The organism is Actinomadura rupiterrae, from assembly GCF_024172125.1.
In the GTDB taxonomy this organism is placed as follows: Bacteria; Actinomycetota; Actinomycetes; order Streptosporangiales; family Streptosporangiaceae; genus Spirillospora; species Spirillospora rupiterrae.
On the sequence record NZ_JAMZEA010000003.1, the window covers coordinates 704,566 to 727,382 of the forward strand.

Annotated in this window: 19 protein-coding genes; 6 read left to right on the plus strand and 13 right to left on the minus strand. The window is 72.4% G+C overall.

Going from position 1 to position 22,817, the window contains the following annotated elements; all coding sequences use genetic code 11:
- Positions 1 to 43 precede the first annotated feature (43 nt).
- Both FHU30_RS11980 and argS read left to right on the plus strand, forming a co-directional pair.
- The gene (locus tag FHU30_RS11980) at positions 44 to 2,404 is read left to right on the plus strand and encodes an HAD-IC family P-type ATPase (protein WP_253874936.1); all 2,361 of its coding nucleotides are present in this window, start codon (positions 44 to 46) and stop codon (positions 2,402 to 2,404) included.
- Between the two features lie 9 nt (positions 2,405 to 2,413).
- Positions 2,414 to 4,177 (plus strand): arginine--tRNA ligase, encoded by a 1,764-nt coding sequence (argS, locus tag FHU30_RS11985; RefSeq protein ID WP_253874939.1) that lies wholly within the window; start codon positions 2,414 to 2,416, stop codon positions 4,175 to 4,177.
- Positions 4,178 to 4,270: 93 nt separating this feature from the next.
- Here the strand turns inward: argS and FHU30_RS11990 are convergent, their stop codons facing one another.
- Both FHU30_RS11990 and FHU30_RS11995 read right to left on the minus strand, forming a co-directional pair.
- Positions 4,271 to 4,663 (minus strand): hypothetical protein, encoded by a 393-nt coding sequence (locus tag FHU30_RS11990; protein WP_253874941.1) that lies wholly within the window; start codon positions 4,661 to 4,663, stop codon positions 4,271 to 4,273.
- Between the two features lie 199 nt (positions 4,664 to 4,862).
- On the minus strand, positions 4,863 to 5,108 hold the full coding sequence (locus FHU30_RS11995) for a DUF2630 family protein (protein ID WP_253874943.1): 246 nt from the start codon (positions 5,106 to 5,108) through the stop codon (positions 4,863 to 4,865).
- A 134-nt stretch (positions 5,109 to 5,242) separates the two neighbouring features.
- On the opposite strand from FHU30_RS11995, the gene FHU30_RS12000 reads away from it, so the two are divergent.
- Positions 5,243 to 6,361 (plus strand): hypothetical protein, encoded by a 1,119-nt coding sequence (locus FHU30_RS12000; protein WP_253874945.1) that lies wholly within the window; start codon positions 5,243 to 5,245, stop codon positions 6,359 to 6,361.
- Positions 6,362 to 6,443: 82 nt separating this feature from the next.
- Here FHU30_RS12000 and FHU30_RS12005 read toward each other — a convergent pair whose 3' ends face one another.
- From FHU30_RS12005 to FHU30_RS12025, 5 genes are all read right to left on the minus strand, one after another.
- Positions 6,444 to 7,301, minus strand: coding sequence for an aldehyde dehydrogenase family protein (locus FHU30_RS12005; protein ID WP_253874948.1), 858 nt, complete (start codon positions 7,299 to 7,301; stop codon positions 6,444 to 6,446).
- Positions 7,302 to 7,397: 96 nt separating this feature from the next.
- Positions 7,398 to 8,828 carry an aldehyde dehydrogenase family protein gene (locus tag FHU30_RS12010; protein WP_253874950.1) on the minus strand — a complete coding sequence of 477 codons (1,431 nt, stop codon included), beginning with the start codon at positions 8,826 to 8,828 and terminating at the stop codon, positions 7,398 to 7,400.
- Positions 8,829 to 8,833: 5 nt separating this feature from the next.
- On the minus strand, positions 8,834 to 9,748 hold the full coding sequence (gene deoC, locus FHU30_RS12015) for a deoxyribose-phosphate aldolase (RefSeq protein ID WP_253875322.1): 915 nt from the start codon (positions 9,746 to 9,748) through the stop codon (positions 8,834 to 8,836).
- A 63-nt stretch (positions 9,749 to 9,811) separates the two neighbouring features.
- Positions 9,812 to 10,909: a hypothetical protein gene (locus FHU30_RS12020; protein ID WP_253874952.1), complete on the minus strand. Its 1,098-nt coding sequence runs from the start codon at positions 10,907 to 10,909 to the stop codon at positions 9,812 to 9,814.
- Positions 10,906 to 11,388 carry a SigE family RNA polymerase sigma factor gene (locus tag FHU30_RS12025; RefSeq protein WP_253874954.1) on the minus strand — a complete coding sequence of 161 codons (483 nt, stop codon included), beginning with the start codon at positions 11,386 to 11,388 and terminating at the stop codon, positions 10,906 to 10,908. The genes FHU30_RS12020 and FHU30_RS12025 overlap by 4 nt, the downstream gene beginning before the upstream one ends.
- Positions 11,389 to 11,475: 87 nt before the next feature.
- On the opposite strand from FHU30_RS12025, the gene FHU30_RS12030 reads away from it, so the two are divergent.
- On the plus strand, positions 11,476 to 12,228 hold the full coding sequence (locus tag FHU30_RS12030; protein ID WP_253874956.1) for an inositol monophosphatase family protein: 753 nt from the start codon (positions 11,476 to 11,478) through the stop codon (positions 12,226 to 12,228).
- A gap of 63 nt (positions 12,229 to 12,291) precedes the next feature.
- Here the strand turns inward: FHU30_RS12030 and FHU30_RS12035 are convergent, their stop codons facing one another.
- From FHU30_RS12035 to FHU30_RS12050, 4 genes are all read right to left on the minus strand, one after another.
- The gene (locus tag FHU30_RS12035) at positions 12,292 to 12,519 is read right to left on the minus strand and encodes a hypothetical protein (protein WP_253874958.1); all 228 of its coding nucleotides are present in this window, start codon (positions 12,517 to 12,519) and stop codon (positions 12,292 to 12,294) included.
- Entirely contained in the window at positions 12,516 to 13,403 is an 888-nt protein-coding gene (locus tag FHU30_RS12040) for an RpnC/YadD family protein (protein WP_253874960.1), read from the minus strand. The genes FHU30_RS12035 and FHU30_RS12040 overlap by 4 nt, the downstream gene beginning before the upstream one ends.
- A 211-nt stretch (positions 13,404 to 13,614) precedes the next feature.
- Positions 13,615 to 13,887, minus strand: a complete 273-nt coding sequence (locus FHU30_RS12045) for a hypothetical protein (RefSeq protein WP_253874962.1) — start codon at positions 13,885 to 13,887, stop codon at positions 13,615 to 13,617.
- A gap of 59 nt (positions 13,888 to 13,946) precedes the next feature.
- Positions 13,947 to 15,662: an LLM class flavin-dependent oxidoreductase gene (locus FHU30_RS12050; protein WP_253874964.1), complete on the minus strand. Its 1,716-nt coding sequence runs from the start codon at positions 15,660 to 15,662 to the stop codon at positions 13,947 to 13,949.
- Positions 15,663 to 15,838: 176 nt separating this feature from the next.
- On the opposite strand from FHU30_RS12050, the gene FHU30_RS12055 reads away from it, so the two are divergent.
- Both FHU30_RS12055 and FHU30_RS45995 read left to right on the plus strand, forming a co-directional pair.
- Positions 15,839 to 16,897 carry a CaiB/BaiF CoA transferase family protein gene (locus FHU30_RS12055; protein ID WP_253874966.1) on the plus strand — a complete coding sequence of 353 codons (1,059 nt, stop codon included), beginning with the start codon at positions 15,839 to 15,841 and terminating at the stop codon, positions 16,895 to 16,897.
- Between the two features lie 41 nt (positions 16,898 to 16,938).
- A complete protein-coding gene (locus FHU30_RS45995) occupies positions 16,939 to 19,839 on the plus strand; it encodes a helix-turn-helix transcriptional regulator (protein WP_308211274.1) in 2,901 nt (966 codons plus the stop codon).
- Between the two features lie 732 nt (positions 19,840 to 20,571).
- Here the strand turns inward: FHU30_RS45995 and FHU30_RS12070 are convergent.
- Positions 20,572 to 21,393: a class I SAM-dependent methyltransferase gene (locus FHU30_RS12070; RefSeq protein ID WP_253874968.1), complete on the minus strand. Its 822-nt coding sequence runs from the start codon at positions 21,391 to 21,393 to the stop codon at positions 20,572 to 20,574.
- A 179-nt stretch (positions 21,394 to 21,572) separates the two neighbouring features.
- A complete protein-coding gene (locus FHU30_RS12075; RefSeq protein WP_253874969.1) occupies positions 21,573 to 22,706 on the minus strand; it encodes a lipoyl protein ligase domain-containing protein in 1,134 nt (377 codons plus the stop codon).
- Positions 22,707 to 22,817 lie beyond the last annotated feature (111 nt).

The window sequence follows — 22,817 nt, forward strand, 5'->3', positions numbered from 1 at the left end:
TGCCCTAGTCGATCTTGGGGAATGGGCTTGCGACGGGGGGACGATGAGCGAGGTGCAGGCCGGCGGGCTGACCGGGGAGCAGGTCCGCGAGCGGGTCGCGGCCGGGCTGGTGAACGACGTGCCGCGGCCCACCAGCCGGTCGGCCGCCGACATCGTGCGGGCGAACGTGCTCACCCGCTTCAACGCGCTGATCGGCTCGCTGTTCGTGCTGGTCATGGTGTTCGGCGAGTGGCAGGACGGGCTGTTCGGCGGGATCATCGTCGCCAACTCGGCGATCGGCGTCGTGCAGGAGCTGCGCGCCAAGCGCACCCTCGACCGGCTGGCGGTGGTCGGCGAGGCGCCGGTGCGGGTGCTGCGCGACGGCGCGGTCCGCGACCTGCACCAGCAGGAGGTGGTGCGGGACGACCTGGTCGTGCTCGGCGCCGGCGACAAGATCGTGGTGGACGGCCCGGTCGTCTCGTCCGGCGGGCTGGAGGTGGACGAGTCGCTGCTGACCGGCGAGGCCGACCCCGTCCGCAAGGCGCCGGGCGACGAGCTGCAGTCGGGCAGCTTCGTGGTGGCGGGCTCCGGCACGTTCACCGCCGCGAAGGTCGGCGGCGACGCGTACGCGGCCCGGCTCACCGAGGAGGCCAGCCGGTTCTCGCTGTCCCGCTCGGAGCTGATGGACGGCATCAACCGGTTCCTCAAGTACGTCACCTGGCTGATCGTTCCGACCGCCATCCTGCTGTTCGCCAGCCAGTTCCGGTCGGCGGGCGGGGTGTCGAACGCGGTGGTCGGCGCGGTCGCGGGCGTGGTGACCATGGTCCCCGAGGGGCTGGTGCTGATGACCAGCATCGCGTTCGCGGTCGGCGTGGTCCGGCTGGGGCGGCGGCAGGCCCTGGTGCAGGAGCTGCCCGCGATCGAGGGCCTGGCGCGCGTGGACGTGCTGTGCCTGGACAAGACCGGCACGCTCACCGAGCCCGGCATGGACCTGGACGAGGTCGTCGTGCTCGACGGCGACATCCCGGGCGAGCAGGCGCTCGTGGCGCTCGCGCGCGCCGATCCCGATCCGAACGCCACGATGCTGGCGGTGCGGGACGGTCTCGACACCCCCGATCCGGGCTGGGCGCCGGCGGCCGCCGTCCCGTTCTCGTCCGCGCGCAAGTGGAGCGGGGCGTCGTTCGAGCACCACGGCGCATGGGTGATCGGCGCCGCCGACGTGCTGCTCTCCCCCGCCGATCCCGCGCGGACGAAGGCCGAAGACCTGGGCTCCAGCGGCCTGCGGGTCCTCGCGCTCGCGCGGGTGCCGGACGGCGCGTTCGCCGAACCGGACGAGCTCGACGTCGCGTCCACGGCGACCCCGGCGCTCCTGGTCGTCCTGCGCCAGCGGATCCGCGCGGACGCCGGGGACACCCTCGCCTACTTCGACAAGCAGGGCGTCCAGGTCAAGGTCATCTCCGGCGACAACCCCGTCTCGGTCGGCGCGATCGCCACCTCGCTCGGTCTGAAGGGCGCCGATCACCCGGTGGACGCGCGGTCCCTGCCGTCCGACACGTCCGCGATGGCCGAGGTGATGGACCGGAACTCGGTGTTCGGCCGGGTCACCCCGCAGCAGAAGCGCGACATGGTCGCCGCGCTCCAGTCCAAGGGCCACACGGTCGCGATGACCGGCGACGGCGTGAACGACGTCCTCGCGCTCAAGGACGCCGACCTCGGCATCGCCATGGGCTCCGGCAGCGACGCCACCCGGGCCGTCGCGCAGATCGTCCTGCTCGACGACCACTTCTCGACCCTGCCGTACGTGGTCGGCGAGGGGCGCCGGGTGCTCGGCAACATCGAGCGGGTCGCGAACCTGTTCCTCACCAAGACGGTCTACTCGATCATCCTGTCGGTGCTGGTCGGGCTCGTGCACGTCCGGTTCCCGTTCCTGCCCCGGCACCTCACCCTGATCAGCTCGCTGACCATCGGCGTCCCGGCGTTCTTCCTCGCGCTCGCGCCGAACGACGAGCGCGCCCGGCCCGGCTTCGTCCCGCGCGTGCTGCGGTTCGCGATCCCGGCCGGGATCGCCTGCGGCGTCGCGACGTTCGCGGGCTACTGGATCGCCACCCGCGACACCCGCAGCAGCTTCGAGCAGGACTCGTCCGCCGCCACGATCTCGCTGTTCCTGCTGGCCCTGTGGGTGCTGGTGCTGATCGCCCGGCCGTGGAACTGGTGGCGGCTCGGGCTGGTCGGGGCGATGGGCGCGGCCTTCGCGGTCGTCCTCGCCGTCCCGTGGCTGCGGCACTTCTTCGCGCTCCGCCCGGACGACCTCGGCAACGACCTGTCCGCGCTGGTGATCGCCGGAATAGCGGCCGTGCTGCTCACGCTCGTCCTGAAGGCCCTTAAACAGCAAACCATTACCGGTTCCACACCGCCGCGCCGATAACCTTGAGACATGTCCGACCCGCAACTCGTACTCGCTGACAGGGTCCGGGCCGCGCTCGCCGCCGCCTTCGGACCGTCGTTCGCGGACACCGACCCGGTCATCCGGCCGTCGCAGTTCGCCGACCTGCAGGCCAACGTCGCCATGTCGCTGGTCAAGCCGCTCACCCAGGAGCGAGGCGAGAAGCAGAACCCGCGCGGCATCGCCGAGGAGATCGTGGCGGGGCTGGACGTGGACGGGCTGGTCTCCAAGGTCGAGATCAGCGGGCCGGGCTTCATCAACCTCACCCTCGCCGACGGCTGGATCGCGGACCAGGCGCAGGCGGCCCTCGGCGACGAGCGGCTCGGCGTCCCGCTCGACGAGCACCCGCAGAAGGTGATCGTCGAGTACTCCTCGCCGAACGTGGCGAAGGAGATGCACGTCGGGCACCTGCGCACCACGATCGTCGGCGACGCCATCGCCCGGATCGCCGAGTTCCTCGGCGAGAACGTCGTCCGGGACAACCACGTCGGCGACTGGGGCACGCCGTTCGGCATGCTGATCGAGCAGCTGCTCGACGTCGGCGTCGAGGCGGCCGAGCGGGACGACTCGTCCGTCAGCGACCTCACCGCCTTCTACCAGGCCGCCCGGCGGAAGTTCGACTCCGACCCGGCGTTCGCCGAGCGGTCCCGGAACCGGGTCGTCCGGCTCCAGGCGGGCGACCCCGAGACCATGCGGCTCTGGCAGGTCCTGGTGGACGTGTCGAAGCGGTACTTCAACCACGTCTACGCGCGGCTCGGCGTCACCCTCACCGACGACGACATCAAGGGCGAGTCGTTCTACAACGACCTGCTCGCGCCGACCGCCCAGGAGCTCACCGACAAGGGCATCGCCGAGATCAGCGACGGCGCCCTGGTGGTGTTCCCGCCCGGCTACAAGGGCCGGGAGGGCGACCCGCTGCCGGTGATCGTCCGCAAGAGCGACGGAGGCTACAACTACTCCACCACCGACCTGGCGACCATTCGGTACCGGTCCGACACCGAGCACGCCGACCGGGTCATCTACGTCGTCGGCGCGCCGCAGTCCCTGCACTTCCAGATGGCCTTCGCGGTCGCGCGGATGGCCGGCTGGGTCAAGGACGGCATGGTCCTGGAGCACGCCGAGATCGGCAACGTGCTCGGCACCGATGGCAAGATCCTGCGGACCCGGGCGGGCGGCACGGTCAAGCTCGCCGAGCTGGTGGACGAGGCCGTCGTCCGGGCCGGCGCCGAGTTCGACAAGCTCAACCACGACGAGTCCTTCGACACCGCCGAACGCGACGCGATCGTCGAGGCCGTCGGCATCGGCGCCGTCAAGTACGCCGACCTGTCCGTCGCCCGGGACAGCGAGTACGTCTTCGACTTCGACCGGATGATCTCCTTCAAGGGCAACACCGGCCCGTACCTCCAGTACGCGGTGGTGCGGATCCGGTCGATCTTCCGCAAGGGAGGCACCGCCCCGGAGGACGCGCACGGCCCGATCGTGATCACCGAGCCCGCCGAGCGCGCCCTGGCCCTGCACCTGCTCGGCTTCGGGGCCGCCGTCCAGAGCGCCTACGACGCGGCCGAGCCGCACCGGCTGGCGACCTACCTGTTCGAGCTCGCCTCGTTCTACACGACGTTCTTCGAGAACTGCCCCGTGCTGAAGGCCCCGGACGAGGAGACCAAGCAGTCCCGGCTGGCCCTGTGCGCCCTCACCCTGCGCACCCTGGTCACCGGCCTGACCCTCCTCGGCGTCCCGACGCCGGAGCGCATGTAGCCCCGACCGCACAGGAGCCGTCCACCCCACCAGGTGGACGGCTCTTCGGCGTCCGGACCCACTCCGCGCGGCTGCGCGCTGGGGCCGACTGGATCAGCAGTGCGGGACGGAGCCGCTGATGATCTTGATGTAGTGGGCGGCGACGTACTCGTGGCGCGCGCTCGTCAGCCGGTACCAGGTGCGATTGCCGTAGATGCGCTGGCCCGTGACGGAGCATCGGAGCGACACGGACGTGCCGTCCGGCAGCCTCCGGTAGGTCTGGCTCAGGCGATTGGCCTTGGAACGGACGCGAAGAGGCTGCGGCGAATGAACGCGTCCCTGCGCACCCACAGGCGCCGCCCCGCCCAAACCGGCCTTACCGCTCACACCGGTCTGCGTTGACGCGAGGGCGGGCCGCGAGGCGGCCGACGCCTCCGTCCACGTGGCGAGAGGAACGGCCGCGACCAGGGCGGTTCCGGTGGTCGCGGCTAGCAGCAGGCCCTTCACGGCGAAGCCCTCTTCCAGTGGCGGGCGGCGCGCCCGTCCGGTGCCGTCCTCATGGTGAATGAGATGACACCACGGACGGCTCAGGTTGGCAGCGCCCCGCCCTCCCCCGACCGCATCCGGCCAAACCCCACCGCGCACGCGCGTGGCGCCACACGCGCGGGTCGCAGTGACCGCGCGTGCGGGTGTGGGGTGGGGTGGGTTACTGGAGGTAGCCCTCTACCTCGCTGGCGGGGCGGGCGGCGGCTTCGTCCGGGTTCTCGCCGGCGTCGCGGCGGGCCCGGCGCTGCCGGAGCAGGTCCCAGCACTGGTCGAGCTCGATCTCCAGCGCGCGGAGGCGCTGCTGCTCCTCGCCCTGGGACAGCTCGCCCCGCTGGAGCTTCTCGCGCAGCGCGGCCTCCTCGGCGACGTACTCGTCGATGTGGGAAAGGATCTGCTTGTCGTCCATGCGTCCTCCGTAGGCTCGTCCGCTCACCGGCCGAGCCCCGGCCCGCGCGGACGCGGGACAGGGCTCTGCACGGTCGAGCATTCCACCTCCGTCAACCGTTGCCGGACCCCCGGCTCATCCCGGACAGGACGCCGTTGTTCGACGACGCCGACGAACCGACCGCCGTGGTCTTCGGATCGACCAGGGTGGAGCCGGAGGCGGCGGAGACCGCGCCGTTCGAGGCGGCCGTGGCCGGTGAGGACACGGTGCTCCGGGACGCCGGGCGGCGGGCGGACGCGCTCTTGGCGGTGCGCGGACGCCTCGTCGCCGACTTGGTCGCCGTCTTGCGCGCGGTGGTCTTGCGCGCCGTGGTCTTGCGCGGCGACGCCTTCCTCGCGGTGGTGGCCCGCTTGGCCGTCGCCCGCTTGGCGGTCGAGGCCGACGCGGTCGACTTGGCCCGGCCGGACGCGGCGGTCGCCTTCTTGGCGGTGGACGCCTTGCGCGCGGTCGTCTTCTTGGCGGTCGACTTGCGGGCGGTGGCGGCCTTCTTGGTGGTCGACTTCCTGGCCGTCGACTTCCTGGCCGTCGCCGCCTTGCGGGTCGTCGACTTCTTCGCCGTGGACTTGCGCGCGGTCGCCTTCTTGGCGGCGGCCTTGCGCGTGCCCCCGGCGGTCGACCTGGTGCTGCCGACGGCCTTGGCGGCGACGTTCATCGCCTTCGCGGCGTCGGACATCGCCTTGGTCGCCGTGGTCATCGCCTTGGTCATGGCAGTCATGGCCCTGACCGAGGCGTTCGCCTTGGTCGCCACGGACTTCATCTTGGTCGCGGCGGACTTCGCCTGCGTCGCGGCGGTCGTCACCTTCTTGGCGGCGGCCGCCGTGCTGCGGGACGGGGCGGCCGCGGCGGTACGGCGGGTCGCCGTGGTCCGCTTGGCCGCCGTCGACGACGCCCGCTTGGCCGTCGCCTTCCGCGCTGTGGACTTCTTGGCTGCGGTCTTCCGCGTCGCGGTCGCGCGGCGCGTGCCGGTCGCCTTCTTGGCGGCCGTGCCACGCGTCGCGGTCGCCCGCTTTGCGGTGGTCGCCCGGCCGGCGCTCTTGCGCGCCGGTCCGGTGCGTGCCGTGACCGTGGACCTGGACGCCGTCGACTTGGCGGCGGCGCTGGTCCGCTTAGGCGTCCGCTTGGCGGTCGCCGTGGCCTTCCTTGCAGTGCTTCTCGCGCGCCCGGCCGTACCTCGGCTCGAAGTCGTACGCGATGCGGTCCTGGTAGGCACCTGATCTACCCCCCGTGCATGATCAGCTACGGAGAGATCTATTCCACACTTCGCGACGATCTACACACTCGGGCGCGCGAGGGGCACTACACACCCACGGGATGCCAGACCGTCTTGGTCTCCAGGAACGCGGTCATCCGGTCGATTCCGGGCTCGTCCGACCAGTCGCTCAAGCCCGGACGCAGCACGCGTTTGAGGTTGTCGGCGGCGGCCTTCTCCAGGTCCGCGACAGCGTCCGCGGACACGCCCGCGAGATCGATCGCGTTCACGTCCATGTGCGACGCGAGCCACGGCGCGAGTTCGGCGCGCCGTCCCGTCAGCAGGTTCACCACGCCGCCCGGCAGGTCGGACGTCGCGAGCACCTCGGCGAGCGTGATCGCGGCCAGCGGCGCCGGCTCGGACGCCACGACGACCGCCGTGTTGCCCGTGACGATCGCGGGCGCCACCACCGAGACCAGGCCGAGCAGCGGCCCGTCCGGCGCGACGATCCCGACGACACCGGTCGGCTCCGGCGTGGACAGGTTGAAGAACGGCCCCGCCACCGGGTTCCCGTTGCCGACGACCGCGCCGACCTTGTCCGCCCAGCCCGCGTACCAGACCCAGCGGTCGATCGCCGCGTCCACCTCAGCGGACGCCGCGGTCTTGGCGGCCCCCGCGGCGCGCAGCTCCTCCACGAACTGGGCGCGCCGCCCCTCCAGCATCTCCGCCACCCGGTAGAGGATCTGGCCGCGGTTGTACGGCGTGCGGGACGACCATCCCCCGAAGGCCTTCCGCGCCGCCACGACCGCGTCCCGCACGTCCTTGCGGGACGCCTGCGACGCATTGGCGAGGAACCGCCCCTTGGCGTCGTTCACCACGTACGACCGTCCGGACTCCGACCGGGGAAACCCACCCCCGATGAACAACTTGTAAGTCTTACGAACACTCAACCGCTCAGTGCTCATTGGCTCGCCTCCGCTCGCCGCTTCGCGGCCATGAAACCGCGACGTCTTCCCTCGTCACTCGTCCCTCGCTCCTCAGTCCAGACGCCGCGCGGCCGCTCAGACATTGAGATACGCCGACAGGCCGTGGCGGCCGCCTTCGCGGCCGTGGCCGGATTCCTTGTAGCCGCCGAAGGGGGACGCCGGGTCGAACTTGTTGAAGGTGTTGGCCCAGACGACGCCGGCGCGGAGCTTCTCGGCCGCCCAGAGGATGCGGGAGCCCTTCTCGGTCCAGACCCCGGCGGACAGGCCGTACGGGGTGTTGTTGGCCTTCTCGATCGCCTCGTCGGGGGTGCGGAAGGTCAGCACGGACAGGACGGGGCCGAAGATCTCCTCGCGCGCGATGCGGTGCGACTGCGCGACACCGGTGAACAGCGTCGGCGCGAACCAGAAGCCGCGCTGCGGCAGGTCGCAGGGCGGGGACCAGCGCTCGGCGCCCTCGCTCTCGCCGCTGTCGGCCAGATCGCGGATCTTCGCCAGCTGCTCGGCGCTGTTGATCGCGCCGACGTCGGTGTTCTTGTCCAGCGGGTCGCCGACGCGGAGCGTGCCCATGCGGGTCTTCAGGCGGTCGAGCAGCTCGTCCGCGACCGACTCCTGGACGAGCAGCCGCGACCCGGCGCAGCACACGTGCCCCTGGTTGAAGAAGATCGCGTTGACGATCCCCTCGACGGCCTGGTCGAGCGGCGCGTCGTCGAAGACGATGTTCGCCGCCTTGCCGCCCAGCTCCAGCGTCAGCTTCTTGGAGGTGCCCGCGACGGTGCGGGCGATCTGCTTGCCGACCTCGGTGGAGCCGGTGAAAGCGACCTTGTCGATGCCGTCGTGCCCGACCAGCATCCGGCCGGTCTCGCCCGCGCCGGTGATGATGTTGACCACGCCGTCCGGAAGCTCCGCCTGCTGGCAGATCTCCGCGAACAGCAGCGCGGTCAGCGGCGTCGTCTCGGCGGGCTTCAGGACGACCGTGTTGCCCGTCGCGAGCGCCGGCGCGATCTTCCACGCCAGCATCAGCAGCGGGAAGTTCCACGGGATGACCTGGCCCGCGACGCCCAGCGGCCTCGGGTCGGCGCCGAAGCCCGCGTGGCCGAGCTTGTCGGCCCAGCCCGCGTAGTAGAAGAAGTGCGCGGCGACCAGCGGGACGTCCACGTCCCGCGACTCGCGGATCGGCTTGCCGTTGTCGATCGACTCCAGGACGGCCAGCTCCCGCGACCGCTCCTGGATGATCCGCGCGATCCGGTACAGGTACTTGGCCCGCTCGCGGCCCGGCATCGGGCCCCAGACCTTCTCGTAGGCGCGCCGCGCGGCGGCCACGGCCCGGTCGACGTCCGCCGCGTCCGCGCAGGCGATCTCGGCGAGCGGCTCCTCGGACGAGGGGTCCAGCGTCTTGAACGGCTCGCCGTGGCCCTCGGTGAACGCGCCGTCCACGAACAGCCCGTAGGAGGGCCGGATGTCCACCACGCTCCGCGACTCGGGAGCCGGTGCGTACTCGAAGTCCATCGTCCTCAGTCCAGGGTGAAGTGGTCGGGACCGGAGTAGACTCCGGTGGCGAGCTTGCGGCGCTGCATCAGCAGGTCGTTCAGCAGGCTGGACGCGCCGATCCGGAACAGGTCCGGGGTCAGCCAGTCCGGCCCGGCGACCTCGTTCACCATCACCAGGTACTTGATCGCGTCCTTGGTCGTGCGGATGCCGCCCGCGGGCTTCACCCCGACGGTGCGCCCGGTCGCGTCCCGGAAGTCCCGCACCGCCTCCAGCATGATCATCGTGACCGGCGGCGTCGCGGCCGGGGAGATCTTGCCGGTGGAGGTCTTGATGAAGTCGGCCCCGGCCCGCATCGCCAGCCAGGACGCGCGCCGCACGTTGTCGTAGGTGCGCAGCTCGCCGGTCTCCAGGATGACCTTCAGGTGCGCGTCCCCGCAGGCCCGCTTGGTCTCGACGATCTCCTCGTGCACCTTGAGGTAGTCGCCGGCCAGGAACGCGCCCCGGTCGATCACCATGTCGATCTCGGCCGCCCCGGCCGCGACCGCGGCCCGCGTGTCGGCCAGCTTGGCCTCCAGCGGCGCGCGCCCGGCCGGGAACGCCGTCGCCACCGAGGCGACGCCGATCCCGGACCCGCGCAGCGCGTCCACCGCGACCCCGACCAGGTCCGAGTACACGCACACGGCCCCGACCTTCGGCGCGTCCGGCTGCGCGGGGTCCGGCCGGACGGCCTTGGCGCACAGCGCCCGGACCTTCCCGGCCGTGTCCGCGCCCTCCAGGGTGGTCAGGTCCAGCATGGAGATCGCCAGATCGATCGCCCGCGCCTTGGCCGTCGTCTTGATCGACCGCGTCCCGAGGCGCGCGGCCCGCTCGTCCGCCCCGACCTGGTCGACGCCGGGCAGTCCGTGCAGGAACCCGCGCAGCTCGGCCCCGGTGGGCATAGTCTCCGTTGACACCACCCCAGGATCACGCACGGAGCGCGGTGGCACAAACCGGGCTCGCGATCACTTCCCCAGCGGAGTCGTCGTCCACTTGCGCTGGTCAGCCCCCAGGTAGGTGATCCGCCCGAGCAGGCCCTGCGCCCCGCCGGACGCCTTCAGGGCCTGGTAGGCCCGGCCTTCGAGGTCGATCTGCACCTCCATGCCGTGCCAGCCGAACACCATCAGCATCTCCCCCCGGTCGGCGCCCGTCGCGGGATCACGTACCACCCGGTACGTGGCCGGGCTCCCTCCGATCGTGATGTTCTGGATGGACGGTTTGACCTGACCGTCCTTTTCGACCTGCTGCGGCAGCTGGAAGCCCCTCGCCATCGGCGTCAGGCTCACCGAGAGGCCATCGCGATCGGCGGCCCCGCGTTCCGGGGCGAGATCGATATCCGTATCCCCGTTCCCGGCCACCCAGGCCCGCGCGACGCGCATCCCGGACGGGACGCCGCCGATCCGCACCGGGAAGGCCGCGGCCTCGCTCGAACCGAACCGGACGGCTTCGGCGATCCGCCGCACGTTCGCCTCCGTCGCGACGTCCCTGTCCACGATCATCAGCTCGGCCCAGCGCTGGTCGGCGTACTGCCAGCGGAACTCGGCGGGCACCTGGTCCGAGCCGTCCGCGCCCGGCTTGATGATCCAGGACGCCGGACGGCCGTGGACGGGCGCCGCCGGCGTCCTGTGTCCGGGCCGGCCGCCGGGCAGGCGCGGGACCTCGGGCTCCGCGCCCCGGGCCAGCTGCAGGGTGATCCCACCGGCCTTCTGCCCGGGCCGCCCCGCGCTGACCGAGTAATCCCCGTCGCCCTGGACGATCCGGATGTTCGTGTAGCCCTCCGGGACCCAGCCGAAGACCGCCTGCTTGATCAGGACCGTCCCGTACCCGGCCGGAGCCGGCTGGAGGGCCGGCGCCCGTCCGCTGTGGCCGTCCTTGTCCGGGACGGCCAGAGCGACGCCTCCCGCTGCTGCGACCGCGAGGGCCGTGCCGCCGGCGGCCAGGGCGCGGCGGCGGCGCCTGATCCGCCGTCCTCGCCGGACCGCCGCGCTCGGGCTCACCCCGGGCGCGCCCGCTGGACGCGGCGTGGCGGCGATCTGCTCCAGGTCGTCCTTGAGTGCGTTCAACTGCGCGTCTCCTCCAGAGATCGGCGCAGGGCCGCCAGCCCGCGCGCCGTGTGGCTCTTGACCGTCCCGCTCGTGCATCCGAGGACCTCGGCCGTCTGGTCGACCGACAGGTCGCAGTAGAACCGCAGCACGACGACCGCCCGCTGCCGCGCGGGCAGCGACCGCAGCGCCTCCCGCAGGTCGAGCGCGGCGTCCGGGTCGTCCGGCCGGGTAGTCGTGTCCGGGACGTCCTCGACCGTCCGGACCCGCCGCCACCACGCGCCGCGCTGCTCCGCCAGGTACACGCGGACCAGGACGGTCCGGGCGTACCCGTCGAGATTGTCGCTGGCCTCCGCCCGCCGCCAGTTCAGGTACAGCCGGGTGACCGCCGTCTGCACCAGGTCGTCGGCGCGATGCCAGTCCTGGCACAGCAGGTACGCGACCCGCTGGAGCCACGCCGACCGCGCGGTCACGTACGCGGCGAACTCGTCATCGGCCATGTGCCCGCCCAAGCCTCGAATGCCTCACGCTCCCTTGATGCGCCCGGCCGTCCCGCAGGTTGTCATCACCTGCGAGGCTTGTGCGATATGGATGACCTTGCGGTGGCCCTCGCCCTGGCCGACGTCGCCGACGCCATCACCCTGCGGCACTTCCGCAGCGCCGGCCTCGCCATCCGGACGAAGGCCGACCGGAGCCTCGTCACCGAGGCCGACACCGAGACCGAGACCGCCCTGCGCGCGTACCTGGCCGAGCACCGCCCGCACGACACCGTCCTCGGCGAGGAGGAGGGCGGCGTCCTCGGGGACCGCTGCTGGCTGCTCGACCCGGTCGACCACACCGCAAACTTCGCGCGCGGCATGCCCGTCTTCGCCACCCTGATCGCCCTGGCCGAGGACGGCCGCCCGACCGTCGGCGTCGTCTCCGCGCCCGCCATGGGACGCCGCTGGTGGGCGTCCCGCGGCGGCGGCGCGTTCGGCGACGGCGAGCGCCTGCGCGTCTCCACCGTGGACGACCTATCCGACGCCACGCTCTCCATCGCCGCCCTGCACCGCTGGGACGACCGGAACCTGCTACCCGAGATCGCAGCCCTCGCCCGCCGCGCCCGCAACACCTGGGGCTCCGGCGGCTTCTGGTCTCAGATGCTCGTCGCCGAGGGCCGCATCGACGCCTGCCTCGACCCCTGGGGCAAGCCCTGGGACCTTGCCGCCTCCAAGATCATCATTGAGGAGGCCGGCGGCCGCCTCACCGACCTGACCGGCGCCCCCCGCATAGACCAGGACTGCGCCCTGGCCACCAACACCCTCCTCCACCCCACCCTCATAAGGGCGCTGGACCGCTAGGGCGCGAATGGGCGCGCCGCGTTCATCGGCGCGCCCATCCGGTCGCTCGGTATGCCGGTCTCGTCAGCGGAACAGCTCGTCCGCCGAGGCGACGGTCCCCGCCTGGGTCAGCCACGTCCGGAGCCGTTCGGGATCGTCGCAGGTCAGCACGCGTTCGCACTGGGTGCCGGAAACCGCGATCCCGCGCCCCTCCAGCACCAGCAGCACGCCCTCGGCCTGCCCTTCGATACGGCCTTCACGAACTCCCTTGGCACGCGCTTCGGAGGCGTACCGGAAGACGTTGACCGTCACCCGAAGACGTCCTCCTCCGAAACCGCCGTGGCCGCCCGCAGCAGCCAGTCGTCCAGGACGGCCGGGTCGGTGCATCCGAGGACGCGGGCGCGGCTCTTCTCGGAGAGCGCGATCCCGCGCCCCTGCAGAACCAGCAGAACCGCCTTGACCTTCCCCTCGGCACGCCCCTCGGCGATGCCCTCGGCGCGCCCCTCGGCGATGCCCTCCTGGCGAAGGGTCGAGACGTAGCGCGGGTTGTAAGTCTTCACGAAGTGCCTCCAGAGTTCCTGGGTCTCGCCGACGAGACCGGCTTCGACGAACTCGTACAGGTCCCGCTGGGTCGAGTCCCTCGCCTCGCCGAGGACCAGGGCCAGCGGTTCCAGTATCGCATCCGGGTCCGGCGCGTGGCTGTGGACGAGCGCGGAGAGGATCGCGAAGACCGCGTCCTCGCGAGCCTCGTCGAGGGTGGTGATGCGGGGGACGTTGTGGGGCCCGAAGACGACGGCGCGGACGGTGAGGGTCGTCCAGTCCTCGAGGCCGACGATGATCGGCTCCTCGAACCGCCGCGCGTCCGCGGCGTCGTGGGTGATGACGATGAGCAGGACGTCGCAGTCGTACTTGTCGTGGACGAACGCCACGTAGTACGGCCAGCGGCTCTGCTTGATCTCCTTGTTGTCGAGCTGCGCCTCGAAGATCATCGCGATGTCCCGGCCGTCCGTGCGGAGCCTGACCAGGGAGTCAACGCGCCGCTCGACCGCCTCGATGGTGGTCAGATCGACGTTGAGGATCTCCGCGTCCTTGACCGGAGGCAGGCGCAGGCCGTGAACGCGCTCAAGGGCCCGTTCGACGGTCTCGGGGTTGTCTCGCGCTATCTGGTGCAGCGCTTCATGTCGAGGGGTAACCATGACTCGAAGCTACGGTGCGCGCTCGTTCGATTACAGCAAATGAGACCGAACAGCCGGAACTGACTACGGCCACCCACCCGGGGGCGCGCTGGGTGGGTGGTGTTCGCGTTTGGTTTCCTTATGCGGAAGCGGACTAGTTACCTTGCAAAACCGGGTTGCTTAGGCCGGCGCCGGGTTTTGTTAGGGCACGCCTACGGTTTTGGTTAGCGGCCTAGTTGAGGATGAGGTAGGCGCCGGCGGCCGTCTTGGGCAGGGTGGCCTTGGTCCAGGTGCGGCCGTTCCAGTGGCGGACGAGCGGGGTGCCCTTGCGGTTGCCTACCGCCCAGGCGTCCTTGGCGCTGAGCGCGGTGACATCGCGGAACTCGGCGCCCGCGTCGGGGGTGGCGGTGAGGCGCCAGCCCGTGGCCGCCTGGGCGGTGGCCACGGGAGCGAAAACGGCGGCGGCGGCCGTGGCGATCGCCACGGCCCGTACCCGGTTGTTCACATGTATTCCGTTCGGCTGATCGGTGCGGGGTTGGGGCAGCCTAACGGGATTTGGGGTGGTCAGTAGGGGGAGGGGCCGCCGAACATTTCGCTGAGGCGGGGGGCCAGTTCGAAGTCGCCGCGGATTTTCAGGCGGCCGTCCATGAGGAGGGTCGCGGGGCTGGCGTCGCCGGCCAGGACGCGCAGGAAGTCGGGTGTGGACGCGGTGAGGGTGAGGGACGGGTCGGCGGACGGCCCGGGATGCGGGTGGGCGCGGTCGCCGGCGATGGTCATGGTCCAGGTGGTGGACGAGCCGTCCGCGCTGGTCAGGCGGAAGTCGATGTCGCCCTTGAAGCCGCCCGCCATGGACGGGTCGTAGGCGCGGGCCATGCCGGTGAAGAAGAGGCGCTGGGCGCGGGGGCCGAAGCGGCGCTCGATGGTCGCGTCCGAGGCGTTGTGGACGATCCGGAACAGCCCCTTCTGGACGCGGTACCGGGCCTCGTGCCGGACGTCCGACAAGGTCGGGCGGCGCAGGCGGGGGCGGCGGTGCGCGCGGGCTACCTCGGCGTCCTCGTCCATGCGGTAGCCGATGGGCAGGGAGCGGGCGGGCTCGCGGCGTTCCAGGGCGAGTTCGATGGCGGGTGCGAGGCGCGCGGCCTTGTCGGCCTCGCGGGCTTCGCGGTCCTCGGTGAAGCGGGGAAGAATGGATTTGCCGAAGAGTTCGAGCGACTCGCAGATGTGTTCGTGCTTGTTCGGACCGGATTGGAGCACGAAGCCGATCTGGTCGACGCCGACGGCCTCGTAGCGGCGGATGAGTTCGGCGACCTGGTCGGGGGTTCCGATCGCTCCGCGCAGGGAGCCGACGTTCACGTTGAGCGTCTGCGAATTCGCGATGATCTGGTCGCGGTCGAAACCCTGTGCGGCCCGGCGTTCCTGGAATGCCTCCCAGACGTTGGTGCGGCCCGGGTCGTGCGGGGTCGTCCCGTAGTAGTGGGCCAGGGCGAAGCCGAAGAAATGGGCTCCGTCGACTCCCCGGTCGATGGCCGTCGCCTCGTCCTCGTGCAGCATCATCGGCAGGACGACGCAGACGTTCGGGTTCACCGCGAAGCCGGCCGGGACGCATTCGTCCGACTCGATGATGCGGTAGTACTCGTCCACCCATTTGGCGGCGTCCTCGGGTTCGACGAACGAGAACGAGAGCGCGCCGATGCCGTTCCGCGCGGCGAACTGGATCGTCTCGCGCCTCGAACAGGCCACCCACAAAGGCGGATGCGGCTTCTGGACGGGCTTAGGGATCACGTTGCGCGGCGGCATCCGCAGATGCGGGGAGTTCCATCCGGCGAACGGCTCTTCCACGAACATGCGCGTGACGGCGTCGATCGAGTCCTGCCACTGCGCGCGCTTGTCAGTGCGCCGGACGCCGAATCCGCCCAGTTCGGCACTGGACGACGACTCGCCCGTCCCGAATTCGACGCGTCCGTTCGACACCAGGTCGAGCGTGGCGATCCGCTCCGCGACCCGGGCCGGGTGATTGACGGCGGGCGGCAGCTGGACGATTCCGTGCCCGAGGCGAATCCGCTTCGTCCGCTGGGAGGCCGCCGCGAGGAAGACTTCGGGCGCAGAAGAATGGCTGTATTCTTCGAGGAAATGGTGTTCGACTTCCCACACGGCGTCGAACCCGACCCGGTCGGCGATCTCGATCTGGTCGAGCGCGTCCTGGTAGAGCCGCCGCTCCTGGCCGTCGTCCCAGGGCCTCGGCAGCTGGTGTTCGTAGAAGAGCGAGAACCGGATCTCCACCACCTCCACCGTCCTGACCAGGCAGGACAGCCTGGTCGACCATGACCGCCCACCGCCAGCGTCTCCCCCGTTGGACCGGCCGTCAACACCGCCGCGCTATGAAACAAGCGCTCGCTTGACTAATATCGGGCGGGCGGGACGGCGACGGTGGGCGGGAACGGCGACGGGAGGTCGGGATGAGCTTGCTGGCCGGGGTCCGGGTGCTGGATCTGACGATGTGGCGGCCGGGTCCTTACGCGACGCAGCTGCTCGCCCAGCTCGGCGCGGACGTGCTGAAGGTGGAGCCGCCCGGCGGCGAGCCGATGCGCGCGTTCCGCTCCCATTTCGACCTCCTCAACCAGCGCAAGCGAAGCGTCGTGCTGGATCTCAAGTCCGCGGAGGGACGCGCCCGGTGCCTGGAGCTGGCGGCGGCGGCCGAGGTCTTCGTCGAGGGGTTCAGGCCGGGCGTGGCCGATCGGCTCGGCGTCGGGCCCGAGGCGGCGCGGGAGGCCAATCCCGCCCTCGTCTACTGCTCGCTCTCCGGCTACGGGGCCGAGGGCCCGCTGGCGGACGTCCCCGGGCACGACATCAACTACCGCGCCCACGCCGCCGCCCTCGCCCCGGACGCGCTCTCCCCCGCCGCGGACGAACTGCCTGTTGCCGACATGTCCGCCGCGACGATGGCCGCGTTCGCCATCACCGCGGGCGTCCTCCACGCGCGCGTGACCGGCGAGGGCGAGCGCATCGACCTCGGTATGGCCGACGTCATGGCGCACTGGGTCGCGACCGTCCCCCAAGCAACCCGAACACCTCCACCAACCGCCGAGTCGCACCGGGTGGGGCCCGTGCCGGGTTACGGGGTCTACCGGACGAAGGACGGTCGCGGGATCACGCTGGGCGTGGTGTCGGAGGACCGGCTCTGGGCGGCGGTGTGCCGGGCGCTCGACCTGCCCGACCTCGCGGAGCTGGGTTTCGCCGACCGCCTCGGACGGGTCCGGGAGCTGGACGAGGCGGTCGCGGCGGCCGTCGCCCGGCTCCGGGCGGACGAGGCGGTCGTCCGGCTGGCGGCCGAGGGCGCGCCCGTCGCGCCGATCCTGAGCCGGGCGGAGATGATGGCGCACCCGCACTTCGCGGCCCGGGGCGTGGTCGCGGACGGCGGGCTCGGCAGCCCGGTCCGCACGACCGCGGCGAAACCGCTCCCACCTGGGAAGGTGCCGGAGCTGGACGAGCACCGCGGCCAGTCCTGGCTGGAGTGAAAAATGGGGAGATTGTCGGAACCGGCTGGCATGCTGGGGGCGTGAGAGCACACGGGACGTCCCCCATCATGGTCGGCCGGGCCGGGCAGCTCGACCTGCTGACCGAGGCCCTGGCCGCCGCGCCGGGCGCGGTGCTGGTCGGCGGCGAGGCGGGGCTCGGCAAGACGCGGCTGATCCGCGAGTTCGGCCCGGCCGTCAAGGACCGCGCGCGGATGCTCGTCGGGGGCTGCCTGGAGCTCGGCTCGGACGGCCTGCCGTTCGCGCCGTTCACCACCGTGCTGCGCGGGCTCGTCCGGGACATGGGCGTGGACGGCGTGGCCGAGCTGCTGCCGCGCGGCGCGACGTCCGGGCTGGCGCGGCTGCTGCCGGAGTTCGGCGAGCCGGAGACCGACGCGGCGTCCGGCGAGGAGCGCGCGCGGCTGTTCGAGACGATGCTCACGCTGCTGGAGCACCTGGCCGAGCGGTCGCCGGTGGTGCTGGTGATCGAGGACGCGCACTGGGCCGACCGGTCCACCCGCGACCTGCTGACGTTCCTGGTGCGCAACGTCGGGTCCGCGCCGCTGCTGATCGTGGTGACCTACCGGTCGGACGAGCTGACCCGCACCCACCCGCTGCGCCCGCTGCTCGCCGAGCTCGACCGGGTGGAGCGCGTCCGCCGGCTGGAGCTGCCCCGGCTGTCCAGGGACGAGGTGGGCGAGCTGGTCGCCGACATCCTCGGCCGCTCGCCGGAGCCGGAGCTGATCGACACCGTCTGCTCGCGCAGCGAGGGCAACCCGCTGTTCGTCGAGACGCTGGTCGGCTGCGACGGGCGGCTGGTGTGCGAGCTGCCCGAGACGCTGCGCGACCTGCTGCTCGCCGGGGTGCAGCGGCTCCCGGAGGAGACCCAGGAGGCGCTGCGGGACGCCGCGGGCGGCAGCACCCGGATCGAGCACCGGCTGCTCGCCGCGGTGACCAAGCTCGACGACGCGGGCCTGACCCGCGTGCTGCGCCCGGCCGTCGCCGCGAACGTGCTGGTCGTGGACGGGGACGGCTACGCGTTCCGGCACGCGCTGATCCGCGAGGCGCTGCACGACGACCTGCTGCCCGGCGAGCACACCCGGCTGCACACCAGGTACGCCGAGGCGCTGGAGGACGACCCGGACCTCGTCCCCGCCGACCGGCTCTGGCACGAGCTGAGCCACCACTGGCACGCCGCGCACGACGCGCTCTGGGCGCTCGTCGCGTCCTGGAAGGCCGCCGGGGAGGCGCGCCGCCGGGTCGCCTACGCCGAGTGCCTGGACATGCTCGCGCGCGTCCTGGAGCTGTGGGACCGGGTGCCGGAGGCGGCCGAGCGCATCGGCGCGGAGCGGATCGAGGTGTTCGAGCAGGCCGTGGCGGCCGCCGAGAGCGCCGGGGAGCTGGACCGGGGCGTCAGGTTCGCGACCGGGGCGCTGCGGATGCTGCCGGACGTTCCGGAGAACGCGCCGAGGCGCGCCGCGCTGCTGGAGCGGCGCGGCCGGATGCTGTTCGACCAGACCGTCCCGGAGGCGGTGGACGACCTGCGCGAGGCGGTCCGGCTGCTGCCCGCCGAGCCGCCCACGGCGCAGCGCGCGCGGGCGCTCAACACGCTCGCCACGGTCGGCCGGCTGCTGCAGAACTCCGAGGAGCCCAAGCGCGCCGCGCACGAGGCGCTGGCGGTGGCCCGGGCCGTCGGCGACCGGACCGCCGAGGTGGAGGCGCTGCTCACGCTGTCCTGCGTGGACTTCGACTACGGCGCGGGCTACGGGCACGACGGCTCGCCGACCGAGCAGGTGCTGCGCAACTCCCAGGACCTCGCCGACCAGGAGAACGACGACCGGCTGCGGCTGCGCGTCGCGGTCAACTGGTCGCACTTCCTGGAGGGCTGCGGGCGGCACGCCGAGGCCGTGGAGATCGCCCGCGCCGGGGTACAGAAGGCGCAGGCCAACGGGGTCGCCCGCACGCAGGGCGCGTTCCTGGCGATCAACCAGGCCGAGCCGCTGGTCTCGCTCGGCCAGTGGGACGAGGCGGACGCGCTGCTGCGCCGCACCATCGAGCAGCGCCCGCCGCGCAAGATCCGCACCTCGCTGTACGCGCTCGCCGGAGAGGTCGCCGCGGCGCGCGGGGACGTCGAGCAGGCGTGCCGGATGCTGGCGCACGCCCGCGAGGTGACCTGGCCGAAGGTCCAGGATCTGTTCGCGACCCGCCGCCTGGAGGCGGCGCTGCGGCTCTCCCAGGGCCGTCCGGAGATGGTGATCGCCGCGGTCGAGCCCGTGCTCGGCGACCCCGACCGGACGCTCCCGGACGACAGCCGGTACGCCTGGCCGGTCCTGGTGCACGCCGCGACGGCGTGCGCCGAGCTGGGCGGGACGCCCGACTTCGAGCGGGTGGAGAAGCGCGCGCAGGCGACGACGGCCCTCGGACGGCTCCAGGAGGCATGGCAGCTGACCTACCTGGCCACGGCCGCGCGCGTCCGCGGCGATCTGAACGTCGAGGACTGGGATCGGGCGTCGGCGGCCTGGCGTGAGCTCTCCAACCCCTACCAGGAGGCGCAGGCCCTGTCCTGGGCCGGGCAGGCCGCGCTGCACGCCGGGGACCGGGACGCCGCGCGCGACCGCCTGTCCCGCGCCACCGAGCTGGCCCGCGCCCTCCGCGCCGTCCCGCTGCTGGACCGGCTGGACGCGCTGACCCAGCGGGCCCGCCTCGGCGGCACGCACGCCGACCCGGCCGCCGCGCCGTTCGGCCTCACGCCGCGCGAGTTCGAGGTGCTGCGCCTGGTCGCCGAGGGGCACAGCAACCGCGACATCGCCGAGGCGCTGTTCATCTCCGCGAAGACGGCGAGCGTGCACGTCTCCAACATCCTGGCCAAGCTGGACGTCGCGAGCCGCGGCGAGGCGGCCGCCACCGCGCACCGCCTGTCCCTGTTCACCCCCGCCGCCCCCTGACCGGCACCACGCAACCGGCACGGCACGGCGTCGCCGGAAATGCGACGGCCCGGCCATCCTCCTCGGATGACCGGGCCGCCGGCCCAGACCCGCCCCTGGTCCGGTCTGTGTCCGCCGGATGCCGTCCAGCACCCGGTCTCGGACGGGCCACCCCCCGGTCGGCCCGTCCACGCCCCCCAGCGTTCTCCACTGGTGCTGGTGCCGCCGGTCCGGCCATGCCGTGGGAGTAGCACGCCCGGACCGACGGGACCGGCCACCGGCGGCGGGTCCGGCCGCCGCACAGGGACCGTCCCGCCGCCGGCACGCTCCGGCGGTCGCCATCCGCTCCCGGGTCCGGGTCCGATGGCGGGCGCCTCCCCTCCCGGGCACCCGCCACCAGACCGTCGGACCACACGGGAACTTCAGTGGCTGTCCTCGCGGAACGGAGTTCGCGGAAGCCGCGGGGCTCCTCCGCTAGGAGGGGCGCCCTCCGGGCCGCTCGGACTCCACAGAGTCTGCCGGTCGGCGGCGCCGGAAGGCATCGGGAAACATCCCGAGCCGCGTACCTAAAAGCCATACGGATACCGTCCGGCAGTACCGAGACGCACGCTCGGACGACCTTCGGCGTGCGCCCGCCGCCGGACGCTGTCCGCGCCCGCCGCCGGACGCGAGCAGGGCCCGGCACACCGCGCGGTGTGCCGGGCCCTGCCAGGTGAAAGGCGCGTCCGCGCCGGAAGCGCTACTCCGGAAGCGCTACTCCGGGACGCGGGCGACGCAGAGGACGGTCTGCCCGAACGGCGGGCGCACGATCCGCTCGATGGCCCGCGTGGTGGGGATGACCGTCCGGTCGTAGATCTTGACCAGCCGGGGGTCGGGGTAGCCCGCGCCACCGCGCCGGACCGCCGCCCACCAGGCGATTCCGCCCAGGAAGTTGATCGGCTTGAGCACGTCCGGGACGAGGCCGGCCTCGCGGACCGACTTCTCCAGCGTGGTCGGGGTGTACCGCTGGACGTGCCCGACCTTGCGGTCGAAGTCCCCGTACAGCTGCATGTAGCCGGGCACCCAGATGACGATCCGGCCGCCGGGCTCGGTCACGGCGGCGAGGTCGCGCAGCGCCTGGACGTCGTCCTTGATGTGCTCCAGGACGTTCATCATCACGACGGTGTCGACCTTCTGCCGGATGTCGATCGTCGCGGGCAGTTCGAGGTCGAGGACCTCGACGTCGTCGTTGCCGTCGTAGCGCTTGCGCAGCTCGCCGACGCAGTACGGGTCGTTGTCGCTGACGACCAGGTAGTCCAGGCGGCCCGCGAACTGCTCGGAGAAGTGGCCGAGCCCGGAGCCGATCTCCAGGAGCTTGCGCCCGACGTGCGGGGCGACCATGTCGTACTCGTACTTGCGGTAGTTGCGAGCCTCGTCGCCGCCGAGGTGGTTCTCCAGCGCTCCCTCGCCCGCGGCCGGCTGGACGACGTCCTCGCCGGCGGCGGGCGGCGCGGCCGGCCCGGGTTGCTTGGGGCCGCTGCTCAGCAGGCTGAGGACGCCGCCCATGATGCTCTTCTTCTGACCTGGTGACTGCATACTTCCCGCTCGCTCGGATGCTGTGTGACAGACCGATGCCGATCTCGGGCACAAAGGGTCGGGTCAGTCTACCCACAGCCGGTGACCCGGACGGTCCTATCGGCCCGGCCGCGCCAACCTGGGGAAACCGCCAGGTCAGCGCCGGGTGAATGCCCGCTCCCCGCGCGGTTAACCCGCGGTCAGCCGCCGGTGAACTCCCGGGCGGCCCGCCTGGGGCCGGCGGGACCGGAGAGGTTCCAGGTCACGTCCCCGTAGCGGACGCTGTACAGATGGTCGCGGGCGGCCTGCTCGCGCCGGTCCGGACGCCGGGTCCGGGCGATCCCGTACACGTCCATGATCTCGCTCAGCACGGCCGCGCGGACGGTGTCGAGCGTGATCGGCATCCCGAGGTCGGCGAGCGTGTGCCGCTCGGGCCCGGCCGGCCCCGGCGCGCGCCGCCTCCTCCGGCGGTCCGGCGCGGGCGGCATCAGGTAGACCGGCCCGTACGCGTTGATCGGTGTGACGTGCACCGCGACATGGGTGAGGACGGCCTCGTGCGCGTGCAGCCAGGCGGCCTGCACGATCCCGCCTGCGATTCCCCCGGCTCCGCCGCCCGCGAGGACGTGCGGCGGGTAGCCGAGCCGCCCGAGCGCCGTGCCGACCAGGACGTCCAGGTCGGGCTGCTCCGGCGGGACCCGCCGCTCGCCCGGCCGCGGCCGCCTGACCAGGCTGAACAGCAGCGTGCCCGAGTCGGTGTAGACCGCGCCGCCGCCGCTCGCCCGCCGGACGACCCGGACCCCGTCGCGGGCGCAGGCCGCCAGGTCCACGACCTCCTCGACGTTCTGGAACCGGCCGATCACCACGGACGGCGCGTTCTGCCAGACCCGCACCACCGGGATGGACCGCTCCGCCGCCGTGAGCCCGCACGGCCCGTCCAGATGCGGCCCGTCGACCCGCGGCCGGTCGCGGCGCGGACGCTCGATCCCCGCCCCACTAACACGCGACGGCCTGCCGAAGCCGGGCCCACCGAAGTCCGCTCCGCCGAAGTCCGCTCCGCCGAGCCGCAGCCCGCCGAAGTCCGTCCCGCCACCTCGCGAACCTCCCGAATCCGGCCCGTCCAAATCCGGCCCGTCGAAGTTCGGGCCGTCGATGCGCGGGCCGCCGAAGGCAGGGCCTTCCGGGCGCGGTGGCGGCACCGTCCCGGGGCCCGCGGGTCTACCGCGCCGCCCGCCGCTCCGCCACCGCCCGCGCGGGCCGGGCACCCGGACCAGCGCCTCGTCCAGCGCGAGGTTCCACGCCGGCTCCCGCACCTCGTCGACGATCATGCTGAGCATCCCGCCGTCCCTTCGCTCACCTCCGTGCGGCCGTCTCCGCCGATCCGGCCGCCGGGCGCCCCGGCGAACCGCACCACCGCCGGGTGGCTGCAACATATCGACACACCGGGC